Below are 16,705 nucleotides of genomic sequence, written 5' to 3' on the forward strand. Positions count from 1 at the left end.
TTAAAATCACAGCATTATCTCGGAATTCGTCGAGGTAATTTCTACGCCCTCAAATCGGCCCGACGAGGTTCTTCTGCAATTTGAGTCCGTTATTCCGCCTTGCATATCGCGGATTTCGTCCAAAGAAAGAGGCGATATGCGGTGTGCGAAGGCCGCCGGCTCTCTCAGGCCGAGGGGCCGTCTCAAGGATAGCGGAACTACGGAAGTATCAGATGTAGCGCATAGGTTGACCGGGTGTGTTCAGGTGGAGTCTGTCGCCCCCGCGAGGGGGTGGCGGGGCGCATCACGTGCCCCCCGATAGACGATGGCTTCGGAACGACGCAGCAAGACACGAGCAGCGAATCACGCAGAAACCACCCCCGACGATGAAGCGCCGTGGGCGGACCTCGAGCTGACGGTCCCGACCGACCGGGATCACGCGTCGGTCGTCGCGCTCGTGGAGTGTGCTCTCGTCGAGCTCACGCACGAGGCCGTGGGCGCCGTCCTCGTTTCCCAGCAGGTCGGGCGGTCGACGCGGACGCAGTACGTCGCCGGCGACGACGTCGGTGAGCAGTTCCAGAAACGGCACTTCGACGACCGGCTGGGCTGGCACGAGACCACCGCCCCTCGACAAACCGTTCGCGACGAGCTCATCACCCAGCTTACGCGGTCGCCCTCGACGCCGGCGGAGCGGTCAGGTGAGGGAGCAGCCAGCGAGCCAGACACCTTCGTCGTGAAGCCAGTTCGGGATCTCCGAACGCCGTAGTGGCCAGACTTAACCAACATTCCCGGCCGATACCGGCACAGTGTTGGTTAACGGTGGTGCTATCGCGACCCCTTTTTCCAGAATAGAACCACAGCTGGAATCGTCTATTTCGAAATGAGGACTACGGACTGAGTGCGTATCGGAGAATGTTACCCACTTAATCAAATTGTCTAGGTTGCGTGAAAACCTACTGGACTCTTTCGTATGAAGCACGTACTATCTGTTTATCACAGACCGCACGTCATCGGGGAGCGCCCCTCGTTCCGATCCCCCTTCCGCCGGCTTAGACGTTGCTAAACTTCGTCTTTAATTGAACGAAAAGTCTTTGGAAGAATTAGTGGAAGACGGAGTGGTCAAATGGGATCGGGAGGAGAACGTTGTAAAGAAAGGCTCCCACTTCGACAAGGAACGCCCCCTCAAGAGCTAATTCAGAAGTTGACATGGTGTATCATGCCACAGTCGTATTCCTCTTCGCAGTCTAAAGAGAAGGATGCCTGAACAGGATTCAGCTACCAAACGGGAGTTTCAAGAAGCGATGGATGACCTCATTCTTCGTGCACTTGAGAACGGGGTTCCCATAGACAATGGAGGATACGAACTACGCCACGACGCCGAAACTCGAGACTTAGAAGTGATGATTTTCCGCTTGAAGAAGTCAGGATAATAACGACGACTAGCAGTCCTGAGCAGGAGTTTCACCCCATCGCTGAATTGAGAGAGAGATATTGCTGCTAACTAAACCGGTCGAATAACCCCACCCACCGCCCTGTTCCTCAAGTGAGTGTATCCTGACGGCCGATCGGCTTGAATGGCCGTCGCGACGGGTTTTATCGGGGCACTGTTCGTCGAGAGCGAGTATGGTCGTCGTCGAGGAGGTCACCAAACTGAGCGAGCGCCGCACCCAAACCTCGTCCGAGGCGTTTCCGGACGACGCACTGGCGTCGATTCGGGCGGCTGTCGAAGCTGTCCCGGCAAGCGTTTTCGACGGCTCGACGAAGCACACAGAGGTCGGTGGGTTCGATGCCGCGATCGCCGACGGGCTCTCGCAGTACGAGTACGAAGGGGACGCCGCCGGCGGCTACAACCCGGACTGTAAGCTCTGGTCGCATCAGGGGTTTAACTACAGCGTCGACCTCTACGACGCCGACGCCCGCATCGCCATCGAGGTCGAGAAGAGCGAGCGGAAGAACGTCAGCGACGATCTCCTCAAGTTCCAGAAGGGGTACCGCACCCAGAAGGACGGCCGGCCGAAGGTCGAGTTCGGCTGTCTGGTGGTGCCGGTGAACTACCTTGGCCGGCATAACCTCTACCAGCACAGTTTGACGAAACTCGACTTCATGAAGGGTGTCCTGTTCATCGACGACGTCGCCGTCATCGGCTATCGCGATCCGCGACCGGACTGACGCTGTCACTCCTGACTGTTTGTCGGCGCCGGGAGGCGTGCAGCGCGCGACCATGAGTGCTGCGTGACCCATAATGGCTGAACCCGATCCGCATGACGACATGAGTACCGACTACGAACAGTTCGAGAAAGAACAGCTCGCCAAGGACCGCGACGCCGCCGGGGTCGACACGGCGGACGTCGACGACACGACGGCCCAGAACCTGGTCAGCGAGCTCATCGACGCGGACGTCGTCACTCCGATTCCCGAGGACCGCGTTCTGGTTCACGAGCCGAGCGGCACCACGTTCGACTCGACGACACAGCTCGCCGTCTTCCACCGTGGCTGGACGGCCGGCCACGACGCCGACGCGGAGGGTGAGTGATGCAGCAGACGCTCACGGGGTGTGCGTTCTGCGACGCTCCGCCTGGCACCGACAGTGGCGAGGCGCACACCTGGGGGCAGGACGAGCGGGTCACCCACCAAATCTGCGTCGATTGCGCGATCCAGACGGAGACGGATCCCGACGAGCGCGATCACGTCGCTTGTGACGGCTGTGGACTGGTCGTCGACACGCTCGCAGCGCTCACCCGGTTCCGGGTGGAACTCGGGCATCTGGAAGGCCCGTTGCAGCTGTGCGCCCGCTGTAGTCCGGGTGGTCTCGCGACGTACTGGACGCGTGACCTCGAGGAACATCTCGTCGCCGACTGTTGAGGCAATGTTCTAGCGTAGCACTACCTGTGGTCGCGTCCTACACTCTCGGCTGTAACGGACTTACGCAGTCCCAGTACGTTGAACACCGGGGACGACATCCAGAATGATATGGACTGCCCCGCTGCAGGTCCTCGATTACGCTCGAAGATTCCCTTGCTGGGATTCGCCAGCAGCGACGACTGGAGCCATCGACGACTGACACTGGGGCGGACACCCCAGGGTGAGTGGTGATGTCTGATTTCGAGGCCCTCTACGACGTTCGTGAGCGAACCGGGAATCCCGAGCACGCATCGGTCGACGATGTGGTCGAACTCGTATTCGAGCGCGCGCAGCATCCCCGTACGAATCATCACGACGGGCATCTCGACGAACTGATGGCGACTGTCGTCGACAGATACGGTACCGCCCCTGTCCGGACCGTCATTCACCGTGTCCTTGTCGACGGCACGCCCTTCCGGACCACCACCCAGGACCTCGAGGTACGCAATGTCGACGGTGTTCGTATCGGGACGACCGCTGGCCAGTTCCTCGACGAACTGAACGCACAGGACGACGGCTGAGCGGCGTAAACCCTTCCTGTTCCACGGGCGTTAATGTGCAAGCTCTGTGCATACGGCGAAACCGTTATCCGGCTGTGTGCAAAACTTGCACATACAATGAGCGCAAGCGACGATCCGCGACGGGTTCACTTCCAGTCGCCGGAGTATCTCGTCGACCGGCTCGATGCCATCGCCGAGCTCTTCGACAAAGACCGGACGGATCTCCTCGTCGATGCCATCCGAGAGTACATCGAAGACACGGCCGACAGCGAGACGTTCCAGGAATTAGTTGCGACGAAGTACTACGACGACCAACTCGAGTTCGAAACGGTGAAGCAACTGGTGGGCGCCGAGACCGCCCAGCGACTCCGCCTCCTCAAAGCGGATCTCGAAGACGAACCACTCGATCTCGTTCCCCCCGATGACGTCAACGTCTACGATGGGGATGTGACGACGGTCGAGACCGGTGACGACGATCGATGAGCGGTCCACGACTGCGAACAGTCGTCGCCGACACGAGCGCGCTCGTCAGTCTCGCGGTGCCCCGTGCGGATGCAACTACCGGTACCAATGTTCCCGACCCGTTCCAATACCTGCTCACCTCCTGTGACGTGGTCGTTCCTCCGGAAGTAGTCGCAGAACTCCGCGACATCACGCAGTATCAGGACATCCACGCCGCAGCCGCGAGTAACGTCCTCGCGGCCCGTGGCCACTACACGGTCGAAGATCCGTATGCGCGCGACGACACCCCGGACGCGCGACCGACGTTCGGCCTCGATGACGGCGAAACTGATGGCATAGTCCTCGCGAACGCACTCGACGTCGACGGCTTTCTCACCGACGAGTTTGGTGGGACGAACTTCCCGCTCATCCACGCGGTGCTCGAAGGGCCGCGAATCGTCCCAACACCGCGGCTCATCTGTGATTACGCCCGAAACGGGCATATGACCCACGAAGAGGCGAGAACGCTACTTAGCGCGATTAGCCCCCTCCGGAGCTGGGACAACAGCCCATACGTCGCCCAGTTGGTAGCACTTCTGGAGGAGTAGGTTCATTCACCCTCGAGGTCACGAGCGTCGAGGTCGCCGGCAAGATACTGCTCTCCCGTTCGCGTGATATCGTAGACGCCGTTGCCGAGGTGGACGAGGAGGCCGTATTCGACCAGCGTCTTGCAGCGGGCATTGATGTGTTGCCGAGAGAAGCGAACTCGATCACTGTCCGCCATTTCTTTTGGGGTATCGGGGCCGGCTTCGGAGAGATGCTCCAGAATGCGGTCATCGGCACGCGACATCCAGTCGGCGTCAAAGCGCATAATCGCCTGTGGTTGCGCCGACGCCATCCCAAACGCGCTAAGTCATCTGAAAAAGCTTCAAGCAACTGTAGTTGACTACCAATCCTTTAAACGCCAGCCATCCTAAGCTCCGAGCGTTCAAAATGAATTGCTCTTCAAGGAGGGGGCCAGGAGCATCACCTGACCTCGTCGTCGAGATTATCGAGACGCTCGAAGCGTGTGGGTTGGATCGGGACGAGTACCAGCTGTACGACGCTGTCGACGTCGAGGCACTCGAACAGATCGTGAACTCGTCGAGTGGAAACGTGGAAGTACAGGTCACGGTGGAAGGAATCCACCTTGCGGTGACACCAGAGAGCGTCGACGTCCTGATCGACGACAAAGACTCGAATTCTACGGAGCAGTAGCCGGATCAAGGGCAACATCAGAGACCATCCCTGAAAGCCCTCGGCCGCTCGACGTCCCGCGACCGCCGCTGCGCGCCTCGTCCCTGCGGTGCTTGCGGGGCCGGGGGACAGCCGAGACGGCCTCGCCCTTTCTGAGTCCGCCAGGGCGGTGGATGGCCCACCGAGCGACGTAGCCGGCTGGACGGGTGTGTCCGTACCGGCCCGCCCCGCTCGCCGCTGCCGCCCTCCGCGTCACTCGCGACCGACCATTCCGGGCGTGCGGGCGCTCTCCGCACCGCCCGCGCCCGTTCCGGGCTAAAATGCATGTGCCCTCGGCGCCAGCGCTTCACCCGTTCGGGTCCTGCGGACCTCGGCAAAGCCGACCGCGACGGACGTGGTTGCGTCGCGGCGAACGGGGAATGCGCTGGGCGCTCGCTCCGGGCGGGTCGGCGCGCGGTGCTGGTTGGGGTCACCTCATGCAGGCGCGCTCTCGCTCGCGCCCGGTAGGGCGCTCACGAAGGCGCGAGCGAGAGCGCGCAGATGGTTCTGTCGGTCGTTGTCGTCGGAAAACCGCGATGTGGTAGCATCGCGGTGTCGGCGCGTGAGCGCCTTCACAGGTACGGTGAGTACCCAATGTCTAGTACCAACTCGAGTCGCAAGGTCGTTACGGTGGATGAACAGGCATTCGAAAAAGCGGACGAGCAGGCGGTCGATGAGGACGGCTTCCCGGTCGTCGACGAGACGCCGGAGTTCGAGGCCGCGGTCGAGCAAGAGACGCAGGCAAAGGTGGATGCAAACCACCCGGACGGGATCGCGGACACCAGCGAGGACCGGATTCACGGTGCCACCCTCGAACAGGAAGAGCGCATCAGGGCACGGGAAGCCGAACTGGAGCGCATCAGTGCCCAGGCCGAGCTGGGAACACAGGACGGTCGCGAGCAGCGCACGCGAGAGGTCGTCAGCGAGCAGTGTGGTCGTGACGAGCCGACGCCGGCGGAGCGCACGGATCCCCGGGAGAAGCTGACGCAAGAGGAACTCGCGGAGGTCAACGAGCAGGCGATGCGGATCAGCGACGAGGTGCAGGGCGGCTGGTCGAGAGCGGTCGTCGCGAAGCAGCTGGCAGAGAAGGTGCAGCGCGGGCGGGACGTCACGAAGGCGGTGCTGGAGACCCTCGAGGAGTTGAAGGCGGCACCGGGGGCGATCGTGCCCATCGCGGACGTGCCGGACGTCCCGGTCGGTGAGGTGACGGTCCAGGGTGAAATCACGCAACTCTGGGATCCGAGTGACACGTCGATTTCGCAGGTCGGGTTGATCGAGGACGATAGCGGGAAGATCAAGTTCACCATCTGGGAGGCCTCTCGGAAGACGGTCGTGAGCGAAGGTGAGACGGTCCGGTTCCGGGCCGTCAAGAAAAACTGGTACCAGGGGCGGTGCAGCATCGCCATCACGGGCTGGAGCAGGATCGAATTCCCAGAGCGCGGTCGGTGGTGGGAAGAGTAGGCGAGCGCGTCGCCCTCCTTTTTTTGATGTGTGCCGGACCGGCCCTGACCCCGCCGCCCCACCCTCCGCTCCGTGCTCGCTTCGCTGCGCGCGCAGCCACGACCTTACTCGCTGAAGGGCACCCTGTGCGAGAGCGTGATGAGGTGTTCGATATCGCCCAAGATGTAGTCCGAGAGCATCCGCTCCGTATGCTCGAGATTACACGGACCAATATCGTCATGGCTGTCCGAACGAGCATGGAGCCATGTTTCCATGATTCCCGGGATGTCGCCGCTATCGACGTAGTCGGTATCTGCATCAGTCGGGCGAATCCTCTGGAGATCTAATTCATGAGCATAGTCGTCGAAGAACGTCCGTCGGAGCCCGACCTCTTGGTGCTGGATGAGGTCGTCGAGTCCAGTCCCATACCCGTAGGCCTCAGCTGCGAAGTCGCCCAAATCCACAGATTCGGCACTCCCGATGACAGTCTTCAGATCGCCAGCGAGCCCATCACCGGCAGGGCCGTCAGCAGCATAGACGGGTCGCTTTTTCAGCATCGGCAGGTCGAAGAAATCGCCCGCATACGTTACGATCTCGTCCGGTTGGTAGGCCCACAGCTCACCATTGATCCGTCGTAGTAGATCCAGTTCGGACGCAAGCCCTGGAGCGCGCCGAGTGAGGATCTGCGTTCGGGGTAAGCGACCGCCTGCTTCGGGACCGTCATACGCGAGTCCGATTGCCGCGAGTTGGAAATCCTCCGAATCCTCCCAGTCAGGATCGTCATCAGGCGTGAGATGCGGGCTGATCGTCTCGATATCGAGGGCAAGTCGTCTGGTACTACTAGATGACATAGCGAATTGTCCAAGTCTGGATATTTAAATCGAAGTGAAGCGTCTGGCTTCAGCTCTCGGTGTTCCCGGTCGTGAATACTTTTGCGAGGTAGACTTGATAAGAGAAGTATGAATCAGGCAGACGTCTCCTGGCCAACAGCCCCCACTGGAATAGCCCCTGTGGGTCGGGTCTCTGATCCGGAACTACGAGAGCTCGCCAGATTGCTCCAGGAAGACAGTACATCGCAGTGGTTCGAGCTGGTGAAGCCGCCGAAGAACCCGCATCCGACAGTCACCAAGTTGCCGGACTACGACCACGAAGAAGAGCTAGCCGCGGTTCCGGAAGAACCAACGGAGAGCTACCGACAGCAGGCTCTTGAGTACGTCGAGGGCGTCATCGAAGCCAGGGACTCGGTGCGGCCGGATTCACTCCAGTCAGTATCTGAACTTCCAGATGGAATCAGTCGTTCAACCTCCCGTCAGTGGGTCTGGTACCATACGACCGACAGCATCCAGGAACGGACAGATGACCGGCCACGGTCGTTGGCTGAAACGACTGACCACGGAAAATATCTGTTCTTCACACCAGATGAAACGGGCATCCTCGAGGACATCATCGTCGAGCAATTTCAGTCTCGACCGTTCGACTCTGCGAAGGTCCCGACGATTCCGAACAGAAAACCGGATGCAGTCCTCTGCCTCTATTATTCGGACGACCGGTATCGAGCCGATCTTCGAGAGACGTATCAGAACGAGCCGGAAGACGACACCTACGGGGTTGCGTCCCCCTACGATCCAGAGCAGCCCATCATCAAACCGCGAGGATTCAAAACCGACTCTGCAACGCGGCGAAATGAGTACTCTAACGAATTCAGGCAAGAATCAGAGTAAGCCTTGCTCGATGAGTTTCTCCCTGGCCTGTCGGACATTCTTTCGCACCGCTTCAGGGTGGACATCACGTTGGGATGCCCATTCTTTCGGGGCATTCCCCAGCTCTTCCGTCATCCAATAGTCGAGGATTTCAGGTGGGGTGAGGCCATCCTCTGCCAGCTCTTGGAACCACCAGGACAGGACTAGTCTCGATCGCCGCCAGACCTCGATATCTTGAATCGGTACGACGAGATATGAGTGATGCCCCTCCAATTCATGAGAGTGCCCGCTGGACGTGAGAAGGTCATGTGCGCGGATGGAATGCCACTCTTTCGCTGCAGTCGCCTCGTCCTCCTCAACATCGATCGATTCGAAAATGGTTGACCACTCAGGGTCAGGTATAGCGAAGACGAAGTCACTCGGTGGATTCTGGAATGCTAGCTCGACCGTCGATGAAGAATTGCGCCACGCCTTCTCGAAGTAATCATCGATAACGGTCACGTCGGCAATCCGTTCCAAGAGTTCCGTAAGGCGCGACGTTGACACGGTGGTCTCGGCAGCAACCTGCTGAATTCGCCCTCGATGAACACGTCGTTCCTGAGCCATACCCAACCTCTTGTTTGGAAATACTTATAATCCCGCCACAAAACAACTTGTAGTTTGTTATTGGCCCCCGAGGGGTGGGGCCCTCAGAAGGAGGTGTCCCAGACAGAGGTGAGTTCAATGGCAACCAGAGACATCTACGAGAGCGGATTCGACGAAGACGTCCGAACGGAATCGAGTGCGAACCAATGCCCCGAGTGCGACGGCCGAGTCACCACGAACGCGGTCGAAACGGTCTGCGAGGACTGTGGCCTGGTCATCGACGAACAGCGTATCGATCACGGGCCGGAGTGGCGGGCGTACGACGACGAGGAGTGTAAACGAACGGGCGCTCCACTCACTGCCGCCCGCCACGATCGCGGCCTGTCAACGGAGATCGGTCGCGGCACCGACGCGAAGGGGAATGAGATCTCTGGGCAGAAGCGACGACGACTCGCGCGGATGCGCCGTGAGCAGACCCGGGGTCGCTGGCGGTCGAAAGCGGAACGGAATCTCGCCCACGGATTGGGCGAAGTGCGTCGGTTGGCGAGTGCGCTCGAACTCTCCGATTCGGTCCGCGACCAGGCGTGTCAGCTCTTCCGGAGCGCCCAGAACGAGGATCTGCTTCGTGGCAGATCCATCGAAGCCATCGCCGCGGCTAGCGTGTACGGGGCCTGCCGGTGTAACGGTCGAGCAGTGATACTCGATGAGGTCGCTGATACAGCACGCGTCGAACTGTCTCGAGTGAGAAACGCGTACAAAACGCTGAATACAGAATTAGGACTTCCTACCCCACCGAGGAGACCGCAGTCGTTCATTCCGCGCTTCGCGTCAGAATTGGACGTCTCTGACACGGTCCGACAGCGGGCGTTTGAACTCGCAAAGAGCGCTGAAGAGACAATTATCTCGAACGGATGCCAACCGACAGGTGTCGCAGCGGCCTGCCTCTATAAGGCTGCTCGGGAGCAGGGACAATTTCTCACGCAGACAGATCTCGCAGAGGTGGCGGAGACAACGCCGGTAACGATACGTACACGATGGAACGAACTAGAGGAGGTCGACGATTCGAAGTCAGCCCCCGCGTAGCGCAGAGGCTCTGAAACCTTGGTTAATCGTCGAAGGCATTCACCAAATACTGACCGTTCTGGGTAAGTCGATAGATCTTCTTCCCATCGCGTTCCTCCGCTACTTCGATCATCCCTGCCTCCTGTAGTTCGCCGAGATGGGTGTAGATATACCCATGACTCAGGTTCAGTTCAGCGGCAAGCCCATAGCCGTGAAGTGGTTCAGAACGTAGCTGTCGGAGGATATCCAATTTGGTATCGCTGATGAGACCGCCCATTATCACAGGGTATTCTGACCGGTCTGGGGAAACTCATAGAATAGAAATCTCTGACCGGTCAGAAAGAGCAAACAAGTCAAAAGACCTATTGGACCGGGAGAATTGGAATCTATGTACTACCCCAAATTACGTTCCCGGTCCACCGAACAGACCCCAGCGGGAGAATCGTACTCAACGGTGTAACTATCAATGGGACCAAACAACGAGACCAACCCCCCATCCTTCAACTACGGAGATAGTCCGAGTACAGGAGTGATTCGAGCAGTGGCATGGTTCAAAGGTGTTGAACCGACCGCGCTCACGCCATTACAAGACGTAATCGATGTAGACGCATTGGACGCCCTGTTCAACCAGCCAGAGGAGACAGATCTCTCGGTGTCGTTCGAATACGATGAGTGTGTAGTAGAGGTTACTAACGATGGCACAATCACGATCCAGGGGGCATCGGACGCCGGGTCAAGAGAACTTGACCAAGAGACAAACGTGCTGTTTCTCGCGCCAAGCAGCAGTCACTCCGAAGAGGAGGGATGCGACGACTTGTTGTCCGCCGTCCCGACCAGTCGGGCAAACGTGCTCGGGGTAACGTACGAGTCTCCAGGCACGAACCGACTCAGCACATGGGAGTTCGAGGAAGAGACCCCCGCACGTATTTCACTCATCAATGTTGGAGACTTCACACGATCATCTGCCTCACGGCCTTCCAAGAATGCGCATCCACCTGAACGGATAGAGGTTAACACCGTTCTCGACCCATCGGATCTGACAACCCTCGGAATACGAATTAGTGAACAGCTTTCGGAGTGGGGAAGTACCGATGAGCAACCCGTTGTCTGCTTCCATTCACTCACAGATCTTCTCGAAGCCACAGAACTCAATCGGGCGTTCAGATTTCTCCATCTCCTTACCAGGCGTCTCTCGTCGGCAGGAGCGATAGCGCACTTCCATCTAGATCCCGAAGCGTGTGACGAGAAGACGGTTGAGACCCTCCGACCGTTATTCGATGCCGTTCTCGAAATTGACGAGGACGGAACGTGGTCGATGTGCGTGCAATAGAGAACTACCACCGACTTTCTCCAATTGCCGTGCGAGGGGCTAGTTACCTTCAGCGGAGGCGTCATTCCTGAATACAACACCGGTCAAAGAGGATTGTCACCCCCTCAGGTTGAAGTACCATTACGGACGAATCCATGAGCCAATCGATGAACAACTACACTGATTTCGAAGAACTCAGACCGATCGGCGAAGCATCGCATATTCCGGATGAGAAACTTAGCGAATGCGGTGACAGTGCAGCCCATCGGCAGCGCGTTGCCACAACCGAGAAAGGGTATCCGAGCGACACGACTGAATCAAACACGGAGTGCCGGTCCTGTGGGGCGTCAGTCCCAGACGGCCAGACGAAATGCCGGTTCTGTCTCACCAACCATCTCGGAAGTGACGCGACCGGGACGGACGAGACAGCGTCGACGACGTGCCTCGGCATCGTCCACCTGGTCGTCGAGTCGACCACGTTCTACGGCGCCGTGGCGAAGGGCGGCGCCGCGGCGAACCTCCTCTCTGCCAACAAGGCGGAGCCGGCCGTCGACGACTACACGCTCATCTACGATCTCGACGAGGCACCGGCGCGCCAGCTGGCCGAGCAATGGCCCTCACTCCCCGACGCGGTACAGGTGTCGGCAGAGGAGGGAGAGCGGCTTCTCAGTGCCGCCCGTCACCGGACTGGGTGGCACGGGCAGGGAGCGTCGGAGCGTCCGGGGCAGGGCCCGACGCGGCTCTACGACCAGCGTGGGGACGGCATCCGCGACGCGTCGCGTCTCGACGCGGTCCTCGACGACGCCGACGACGCGGTGTGGCTGGTTCCAGCGATGGCGCTGACCGAATCTACTGGCGAAGCTGGGGCTGATCGGCAGGAGTCGTCGGTACCGACGACTCAGGAACTCGACTGTCAAAACTGTGGACGGGCGACCGACCATCGGTTCAAGACCCACGAGTCGGTCCCGGATGAGGCGTGGACGGGACAACCGATCTGGGAGTGCCGGGTGTGTGGCTCGGCTCGCTACGGCCCCAATCTCGAGTAAGGCCAGTGCTAGGCATCGATTAACCAACCGCCTGCGAGTACCGTCGAGGTTCGTTCGTCCGACCAGGAGGTCGATCTCGTCGAGGATGAAGAACCGCCTGCGAGTACCGTCGAGGTTCGTTGGTTAAGACTGGGATCTCCTGCAAGCCCGACGCCAGTCTCGATGGTGGGTCTTTCCGCGCCGGCGAGCGGTGAGGCGCTTCCAATGGAGCAAGAGTTCAAACAGGGCTACCGGATGCATCGTGTACTCAGCAATCTCAACCGACTCGACGTCGACCGATTAGACGACGCGGATCGAGAGCGAGTCGAGACCGCGAGAGACCTCCTGGAAGAGGTGAGCCTTCTCACGCGGCCGGGCGACGGAGCCGGGGCGGACGCCCACGCAGACTCCTAACTGGAGTCGCCGGCCACGCCTCGGGAGGCACCTCTCGCATCGGTTTATCGCCCCCGACAGGGGTGCGGGGGCGACCCCGTGAAGTCCAGATATGGCGACACTGCAAGCTGCGACGACGTCGACCGGCGCGATCGTATCGGATCCGCAGGCTGTCCGCGAGCTCTGTGAGAGCTACTGCTTCGGGACGCTCGACTGGGAGGTCACTGAAGACGGAGAGCTCACCATCTGGGGGTATGACGACTTCGAGGTGTACGAGGCGCGGGAGAACGGCCTGCCGGACTATGAGGGCGGGATCGTGACCCACGAATTCCTGCGAGAACTCGCCGACCACCTCGAAGCCGACGAAGTGTTCGATATCCAGACGGCGGGGTTCACCAAGTGCCGCTTCCCCGTGCTGGCGAAGCGGTACGTCGTTCGCGACGGCGAAGTCCTCCACGCGGACCTCAGTTCCCCCGACCCGATCGACGAGTAGGGTTGTTCGTCCCCCGGGAGGGGTGCGGGGCGATCCATTCGCGGTCGCCCCGTGAGGTGATTGCTCAATGGGACACCGCGCACTCGTTGCGTACGAACACACAGACGGACAGTACACGCTCCACTACAGCCACTGGGGCGCAGCAAACCTGAAGCTCAAGCACCGAATCTCGGCTGAGGCGCCATTCGGTGGCGACGACACCGACTCCAAGTGGGCGAAACAGCTCCTCGCAGAGCTGGCCGATGGCCTCGAGGCAGATGCCGTCGACGGCTACCTCGCTGGCGAGGATCGACCGTCGACGGTCGTCGAGCCGAAGCCCCGCGCCACCGGGCTCACCCTGGACGAGATCGTCGCTGACCACCTCGACTACCTCCACCACGAGGCGTTCTTCGTGGTGTCGACGACGTTCGAGGCGACCGCCTATCGGACGCTGTGGTTCGGGCTCCAGTACGACTCGGAGACAGCCGAACAGGGAGAGACGGTCGGGAACGGCGCGCTCGCGACGGTGCGCTGGTACGACGGCGAGCCGGTCGGCGACGGCCACCTGCAGGGGCAGTTCGCGGCCCTCAAAGACGTCGTCGGCGACATGCTCGACAAGGGCGTCTTCACGCCGTCGACGGCGAGGCAGTACCTGAAACGGAAGCTGGCCGAGCGGGTCGGAGACCGACAAGAGCTGCTCATTCCGACCGGGGAATCACCCTTCGAGAAGGCGAGCCTGAACCACTCCTAGTTCGATCTGCTTCGTGGCAGCTCCTGTTTTTCAGAGGCCGGAATGGGTGAGCCCCGCCATAGGCTCGTGATTCGATGACCTCAGACGACGACCCGTTTCACGACTGCGAGTTGGATCCCGAGGCGATCCTCGGAACACACACCTTCGAAGACGTCCTGTTCACCGACGAGACGGAAACCCCGGTGAACGTGCTCACCGGCGAGACACCGGCACATTCGCAAGCAACCGTCGAGGAAGCGAAGGAGTTCGCTGCGAGTATCGACACGGAGACGCCCCAGATCGCGCTTCCGGCTTCCGTCGAGTCGCAGGTCGAAACACAAAGCAAGCCCTACACGGCGGCCGCATTCTTCCACTTCAAGGCGACTGGCTCGCTCGAACGCCACCGTGCTTACCACGCCGCTTACGAGGCGGACGCGTTCGCCGTCGACTGCGAGGCCGACTACGAATCGGGCGACCTGACCATCACTGTCGAACGAACGGACGAAGCCTGAGAATCCGCCGTCACGAGGTGAGTTTTTCGAGCGCCGGCGATGGGTGCCGGCGCAGCCGGGAGAGCGAGCAACGATCCCCGGAGCGTCGGCGTTTCGAGGTGTTCAAGATGCATATGGTGATTTACGCACTGGTAGAGGCATCGACGCACGACGACGCCCTGGCCACCGGAAAGTCGGTGTTCGACCGCCTGGTCGGCGCGGACCCACACACCGGCGCCGTCTTCGATTACTACGTCACGTTCGATCGGGAGGACACGTCCGTTGCGGGGAAGGCGCGATGGGGTGAGCTCCCGATCGCGGTTCCTGTCGACTCCGACGACGGCCAGGATCTCCTCGAGCGTGGGTGGGAGGCGACGAAGGAAGAGTTCGAGCGCAACCTTGTTCGGGTGAAAGAGGCCATCGACGAGCTCTCCGACGAGGATATTATGCGCGACGAGGACCTCGCCCGGCACGCCTTCCACCAGATCGGTGCGTACGACGGCCCGACGATCTTCCTGTACACCGAACACGGAACCGGCATTCGCCACCGTGGACAGCTGGACCGACTCCTCAAGAAGAGTGAAGAGCTCTGGATCGTACCCGCTGACGTCCACTTCTGAATATGCCCCCCATCACCAACTGGCGACGCGAGAGCCGCTCGCCGACACTCGCGTATCGAAACACCGAGACTGGTGCCCGAGCCGTGCTGCACCGGGCCCCTGACTCCTACCGATACAAATGGCGTGGTGTAATTCTCGTCGACGGCTATCCTGTCTGGTCGCGAGGCTTCGACACCAAGGAAACCATCACGTTCCGGGATGTACTCCGAGACAAATCGACCCCCGAACTCACCTGTCCTGAGTGCCCGAACAGCGACGTTGTCGTTGGCCAGAAGTCGGCGGATGGCGCGAAGGTACAGCGATGGTTCGACTGCCCCGACTGCGGCTATGAGGGGCGTTCGAAGATTGTCTACGGCAACGAGCAATAACACGTCCCAAGGGATACAATTTGCATCGCATTGTCTACTATATTATTACTATTCAGCTGGCAGTATAGGCTGTCTGCTGAGCATAAACCGTTTATGCCGAGGCGTTGAAGATCAAGTATGAAATTGATGGCCTTCTCTAGAAGGTCATCCGTGTTTAAGCAATGGCTGTTGGTACTCCTGCTTTTCAGCTATCTATTTCTATTTTTTCCACTTCCCGAGTCCCCGTTTTTCCTTGGAGCCACTCTTGCAATCATTTTGTGGATAGTCGAAGGAGCCCTACAGCAGCCTGTCTAATGCACCCTACAAGGACTCCAATAAGAATAGGTGGGATACAAACGAGTCAAATCAGGTGGAGGCTCTGTCTTCTCGGTATACGTTGGATCGTCGGATATCAACGTAATCAGTACCACAACTAGGATTACTCTCCATCGGTTCTACATTGTAATAATCGTCACCTTGGGACCGTAACGCCGTTCGCCAGAAAGCCGTGACCGACGCTTAGCAGTGAAGATGGGAGCGCAGCTTCGATGGTGTCTATCTTTGGGGCGGGAACGGGTGGCCCGTCCCGAATAGGCCAGGTTCACAAATGAGTCTAGAAGTCATTGACCGCCACAGTGAGGCATTGTTTGAGTTCCTCTGGTGTCCAGTCTGCGGACACGAGGTGTTCAGCCACATCCCCTTCGAGGGTGTATTCTGCAAGCACTGTAACACGCGGATTGAACTCCAAGAGTCCCGAGAGAATCGTGGCTACGATGACGCCGTCCTCGCCTGCTTCGACTCCGCCACGGCTTGGAACCTCCATGTCGACGAGAAGCTCCGTCGCGACCTACCCGACGGCTCAGCACGGGTGAAGATCCTCGGCGCACCGGGTGCCTACGAGGTCGACTGGTGGAGTCCAGAACCGGGTGAGGACTGGGAGCCTGTTAAGCGCAGGGAGTTCGACGGTGTCGAAGAACCGGAGGAAGTCTCTCATCTGGCTTGACATCCATCTCGGACTGAAGGCGGAGAATCTAAGCTCCCATCAGAACCAGCTCGATAGAAAAGCGAGACTAGGCGGAAGAAGAAATCGTAAGGCAGCTCCACCGAACCCGAGACCAATGTAGCTCATCAGAACAACAAACTGGGATCGCTCGTCTTCGAAGCCGGTGAGAAAATGATACAGGATGATCGATGCTGTCGCCTGCACGATGAACAGGGATACCAGGGTGCCCGTCAGAACAAATCCGGGGTCTCCCGTCAATGAGAGAAATTGTGATGGAGCCCATGCGCTCGCGACGATTGTGAGAATCCAACCAATTACGACGTAGCCAACAAAGAGAACAGCGCTACCGAACATTCCACGGGCCCCCCAGATAGCCGACCACCGCAGCCAGCGCTCAAGGAGGCCGGCCATATGGGCCTGCTTCGAACGCGG

Annotated in this window: 25 protein-coding genes; 20 read left to right on the forward strand and 5 right to left on the reverse strand. The window is 59.7% G+C overall.

Features of this window, described 5'->3' with window-relative positions; all coding sequences use genetic code 11:
• Nucleotides 1-304: 304 nt before the first annotated feature.
• From D1409_RS22670 to D1409_RS22700, 7 genes are all read left to right on the forward strand, one after another.
• Nucleotides 305-745, forward strand: a complete 441-nt coding sequence (locus tag D1409_RS22670) for a hypothetical protein (RefSeq protein WP_123539244.1) — start codon at nucleotides 305-307, stop codon at nucleotides 743-745.
• A gap of 857 nt (nucleotides 746-1,602) precedes the next feature.
• On the forward strand, nucleotides 1,603-2,148 hold the full coding sequence (locus D1409_RS22675; protein WP_123539245.1) for a hypothetical protein: 546 nt from the start codon (nucleotides 1,603-1,605) through the stop codon (nucleotides 2,146-2,148).
• A 73-nt stretch (nucleotides 2,149-2,221) separates the two neighbouring features.
• Complete coding sequence (locus tag D1409_RS22680; protein ID WP_123539246.1) at nucleotides 2,222-2,512, forward strand: hypothetical protein; 291 nt, start codon at nucleotides 2,222-2,224, stop codon at nucleotides 2,510-2,512.
• Entirely contained in the window at nucleotides 2,512-2,841 is a 330-nt protein-coding gene (locus tag D1409_RS22685; RefSeq protein ID WP_123539247.1) for a DUF7558 family protein, read from the forward strand. Before D1409_RS22680 ends, D1409_RS22685 begins: the two co-directional genes overlap by 1 nt.
• 230 nt (nucleotides 2,842-3,071) lie before the next feature.
• Nucleotides 3,072-3,401: a hypothetical protein gene (locus tag D1409_RS22690; RefSeq protein ID WP_123539248.1), complete on the forward strand. Its 330-nt coding sequence runs from the start codon at nucleotides 3,072-3,074 to the stop codon at nucleotides 3,399-3,401.
• A 96-nt stretch (nucleotides 3,402-3,497) separates the two neighbouring features.
• Nucleotides 3,498-3,863, forward strand: a complete 366-nt coding sequence (locus tag D1409_RS22695; protein WP_123539249.1) for a hypothetical protein — start codon at nucleotides 3,498-3,500, stop codon at nucleotides 3,861-3,863.
• Nucleotides 3,860-4,429 (forward strand): hypothetical protein, encoded by a 570-nt coding sequence (locus D1409_RS22700; RefSeq protein WP_123539250.1) that lies wholly within the window; start codon nucleotides 3,860-3,862, stop codon nucleotides 4,427-4,429. The genes D1409_RS22695 and D1409_RS22700 overlap by 4 nt, the downstream gene beginning before the upstream one ends.
• Nucleotides 4,430-4,431: 2 nt before the next feature.
• On the opposite strand, the gene D1409_RS22705 is transcribed toward D1409_RS22700, so the two are convergent.
• Nucleotides 4,432-4,692 carry a MarR family transcriptional regulator gene (locus D1409_RS22705; protein WP_123539304.1) on the reverse strand — a complete coding sequence of 87 codons (261 nt, stop codon included), beginning with the start codon at nucleotides 4,690-4,692 and terminating at the stop codon, nucleotides 4,432-4,434.
• A gap of 71 nt (nucleotides 4,693-4,763) precedes the next feature.
• Here D1409_RS22705 and D1409_RS22710 point away from each other — a divergent pair, with 71 nt between their 5' ends.
• Entirely contained in the window at nucleotides 4,764-5,078 is a 315-nt protein-coding gene (locus D1409_RS22710) for a HalOD1 output domain-containing protein (RefSeq protein ID WP_235853694.1), read from the forward strand.
• 612 nt (nucleotides 5,079-5,690) lie between these two features.
• Entirely contained in the window at nucleotides 5,691-6,557 is an 867-nt protein-coding gene (locus D1409_RS22720) for a DNA-binding protein (RefSeq protein ID WP_123539252.1), read from the forward strand.
• A 104-nt stretch (nucleotides 6,558-6,661) separates the two neighbouring features.
• Here the strand turns inward: D1409_RS22720 and D1409_RS22725 are convergent, their stop codons facing one another.
• On the reverse strand, nucleotides 6,662-7,387 hold the full coding sequence (locus tag D1409_RS22725; RefSeq protein WP_123539253.1) for a hypothetical protein: 726 nt from the start codon (nucleotides 7,385-7,387) through the stop codon (nucleotides 6,662-6,664).
• A 108-nt stretch (nucleotides 7,388-7,495) separates the two neighbouring features.
• Between D1409_RS22725 and D1409_RS22730 the strand changes: the two genes are divergently transcribed.
• A complete protein-coding gene (locus D1409_RS22730) occupies nucleotides 7,496-8,257 on the forward strand; it encodes a hypothetical protein (protein ID WP_123539254.1) in 762 nt (253 codons plus the stop codon).
• On the opposite strand, the gene D1409_RS22735 is transcribed toward D1409_RS22730, so the two are convergent.
• A complete protein-coding gene (locus D1409_RS22735; RefSeq protein WP_123539255.1) occupies nucleotides 8,249-8,842 on the reverse strand; it encodes a hypothetical protein in 594 nt (197 codons plus the stop codon). The two genes, D1409_RS22730 and D1409_RS22735, sit on opposite strands and share 9 nt — an antisense overlap.
• 117 nt (nucleotides 8,843-8,959) lie before the next feature.
• On the opposite strand from D1409_RS22735, the gene D1409_RS22740 reads away from it, so the two are divergent.
• The gene (locus tag D1409_RS22740; protein ID WP_123539305.1) at nucleotides 8,960-9,904 is read left to right on the forward strand and encodes a transcription initiation factor IIB; all 945 of its coding nucleotides are present in this window, start codon (nucleotides 8,960-8,962) and stop codon (nucleotides 9,902-9,904) included.
• A gap of 22 nt (nucleotides 9,905-9,926) precedes the next feature.
• On the opposite strand, the gene D1409_RS22745 is transcribed toward D1409_RS22740, so the two are convergent.
• The gene (locus D1409_RS22745) at nucleotides 9,927-10,160 is read right to left on the reverse strand and encodes a PadR family transcriptional regulator (RefSeq protein ID WP_123539256.1); all 234 of its coding nucleotides are present in this window, start codon (nucleotides 10,158-10,160) and stop codon (nucleotides 9,927-9,929) included.
• Nucleotides 10,161-10,349: 189 nt separating this feature from the next.
• On the opposite strand from D1409_RS22745, the gene D1409_RS22750 reads away from it, so the two are divergent.
• From D1409_RS22750 to D1409_RS22790, 9 genes are all read left to right on the forward strand, one after another.
• Complete coding sequence (locus D1409_RS22750) at nucleotides 10,350-11,213, forward strand: DUF7504 family protein (protein WP_123539257.1); 864 nt, start codon at nucleotides 10,350-10,352, stop codon at nucleotides 11,211-11,213.
• 134 nt (nucleotides 11,214-11,347) lie between these two features.
• A complete protein-coding gene (locus D1409_RS22755) occupies nucleotides 11,348-12,238 on the forward strand; it encodes a biosurfactant protein 1 (RefSeq protein ID WP_235853698.1) in 891 nt (296 codons plus the stop codon).
• Nucleotides 12,239-12,442: 204 nt separating this feature from the next.
• A complete protein-coding gene (locus D1409_RS22760) occupies nucleotides 12,443-12,631 on the forward strand; it encodes a hypothetical protein (protein WP_099254199.1) in 189 nt (62 codons plus the stop codon).
• Nucleotides 12,632-12,722: 91 nt separating this feature from the next.
• Nucleotides 12,723-13,103 carry a hypothetical protein gene (locus D1409_RS22765; RefSeq protein WP_123539259.1) on the forward strand — a complete coding sequence of 127 codons (381 nt, stop codon included), beginning with the start codon at nucleotides 12,723-12,725 and terminating at the stop codon, nucleotides 13,101-13,103.
• Between the two features lie 67 nt (nucleotides 13,104-13,170).
• Nucleotides 13,171-13,833: a DUF6735 family protein gene (locus D1409_RS22770; RefSeq protein ID WP_123539260.1), complete on the forward strand. Its 663-nt coding sequence runs from the start codon at nucleotides 13,171-13,173 to the stop codon at nucleotides 13,831-13,833.
• Between the two features lie 74 nt (nucleotides 13,834-13,907).
• A complete protein-coding gene (locus D1409_RS22775; protein ID WP_123539261.1) occupies nucleotides 13,908-14,324 on the forward strand; it encodes a hypothetical protein in 417 nt (138 codons plus the stop codon).
• 107 nt (nucleotides 14,325-14,431) lie between these two features.
• Nucleotides 14,432-14,923 (forward strand): hypothetical protein, encoded by a 492-nt coding sequence (locus D1409_RS22780; RefSeq protein ID WP_123539306.1) that lies wholly within the window; start codon nucleotides 14,432-14,434, stop codon nucleotides 14,921-14,923.
• A gap of 2 nt (nucleotides 14,924-14,925) precedes the next feature.
• A complete protein-coding gene (locus tag D1409_RS25480; RefSeq protein ID WP_123539262.1) occupies nucleotides 14,926-15,291 on the forward strand; it encodes a DUF7568 family protein in 366 nt (121 codons plus the stop codon).
• 586 nt (nucleotides 15,292-15,877) lie between these two features.
• The gene (locus D1409_RS22790; RefSeq protein WP_123539263.1) at nucleotides 15,878-16,273 is read left to right on the forward strand and encodes a DUF7567 family protein; all 396 of its coding nucleotides are present in this window, start codon (nucleotides 15,878-15,880) and stop codon (nucleotides 16,271-16,273) included.
• Nucleotides 16,274-16,312: 39 nt separating this feature from the next.
• Here the strand turns inward: D1409_RS22790 and D1409_RS22795 are convergent, their stop codons facing one another.
• A complete protein-coding gene (locus D1409_RS22795) occupies nucleotides 16,313-16,684 on the reverse strand; it encodes a hypothetical protein (protein WP_164471860.1) in 372 nt (123 codons plus the stop codon).
• Nucleotides 16,685-16,705 lie beyond the last annotated feature (21 nt).

Source organism: Halosimplex salinum (genome assembly GCF_003730195.1).
Taxonomy (GTDB): Archaea; Halobacteriota; Halobacteria; order Halobacteriales; family Haloarculaceae; genus Halosimplex; species Halosimplex salinum.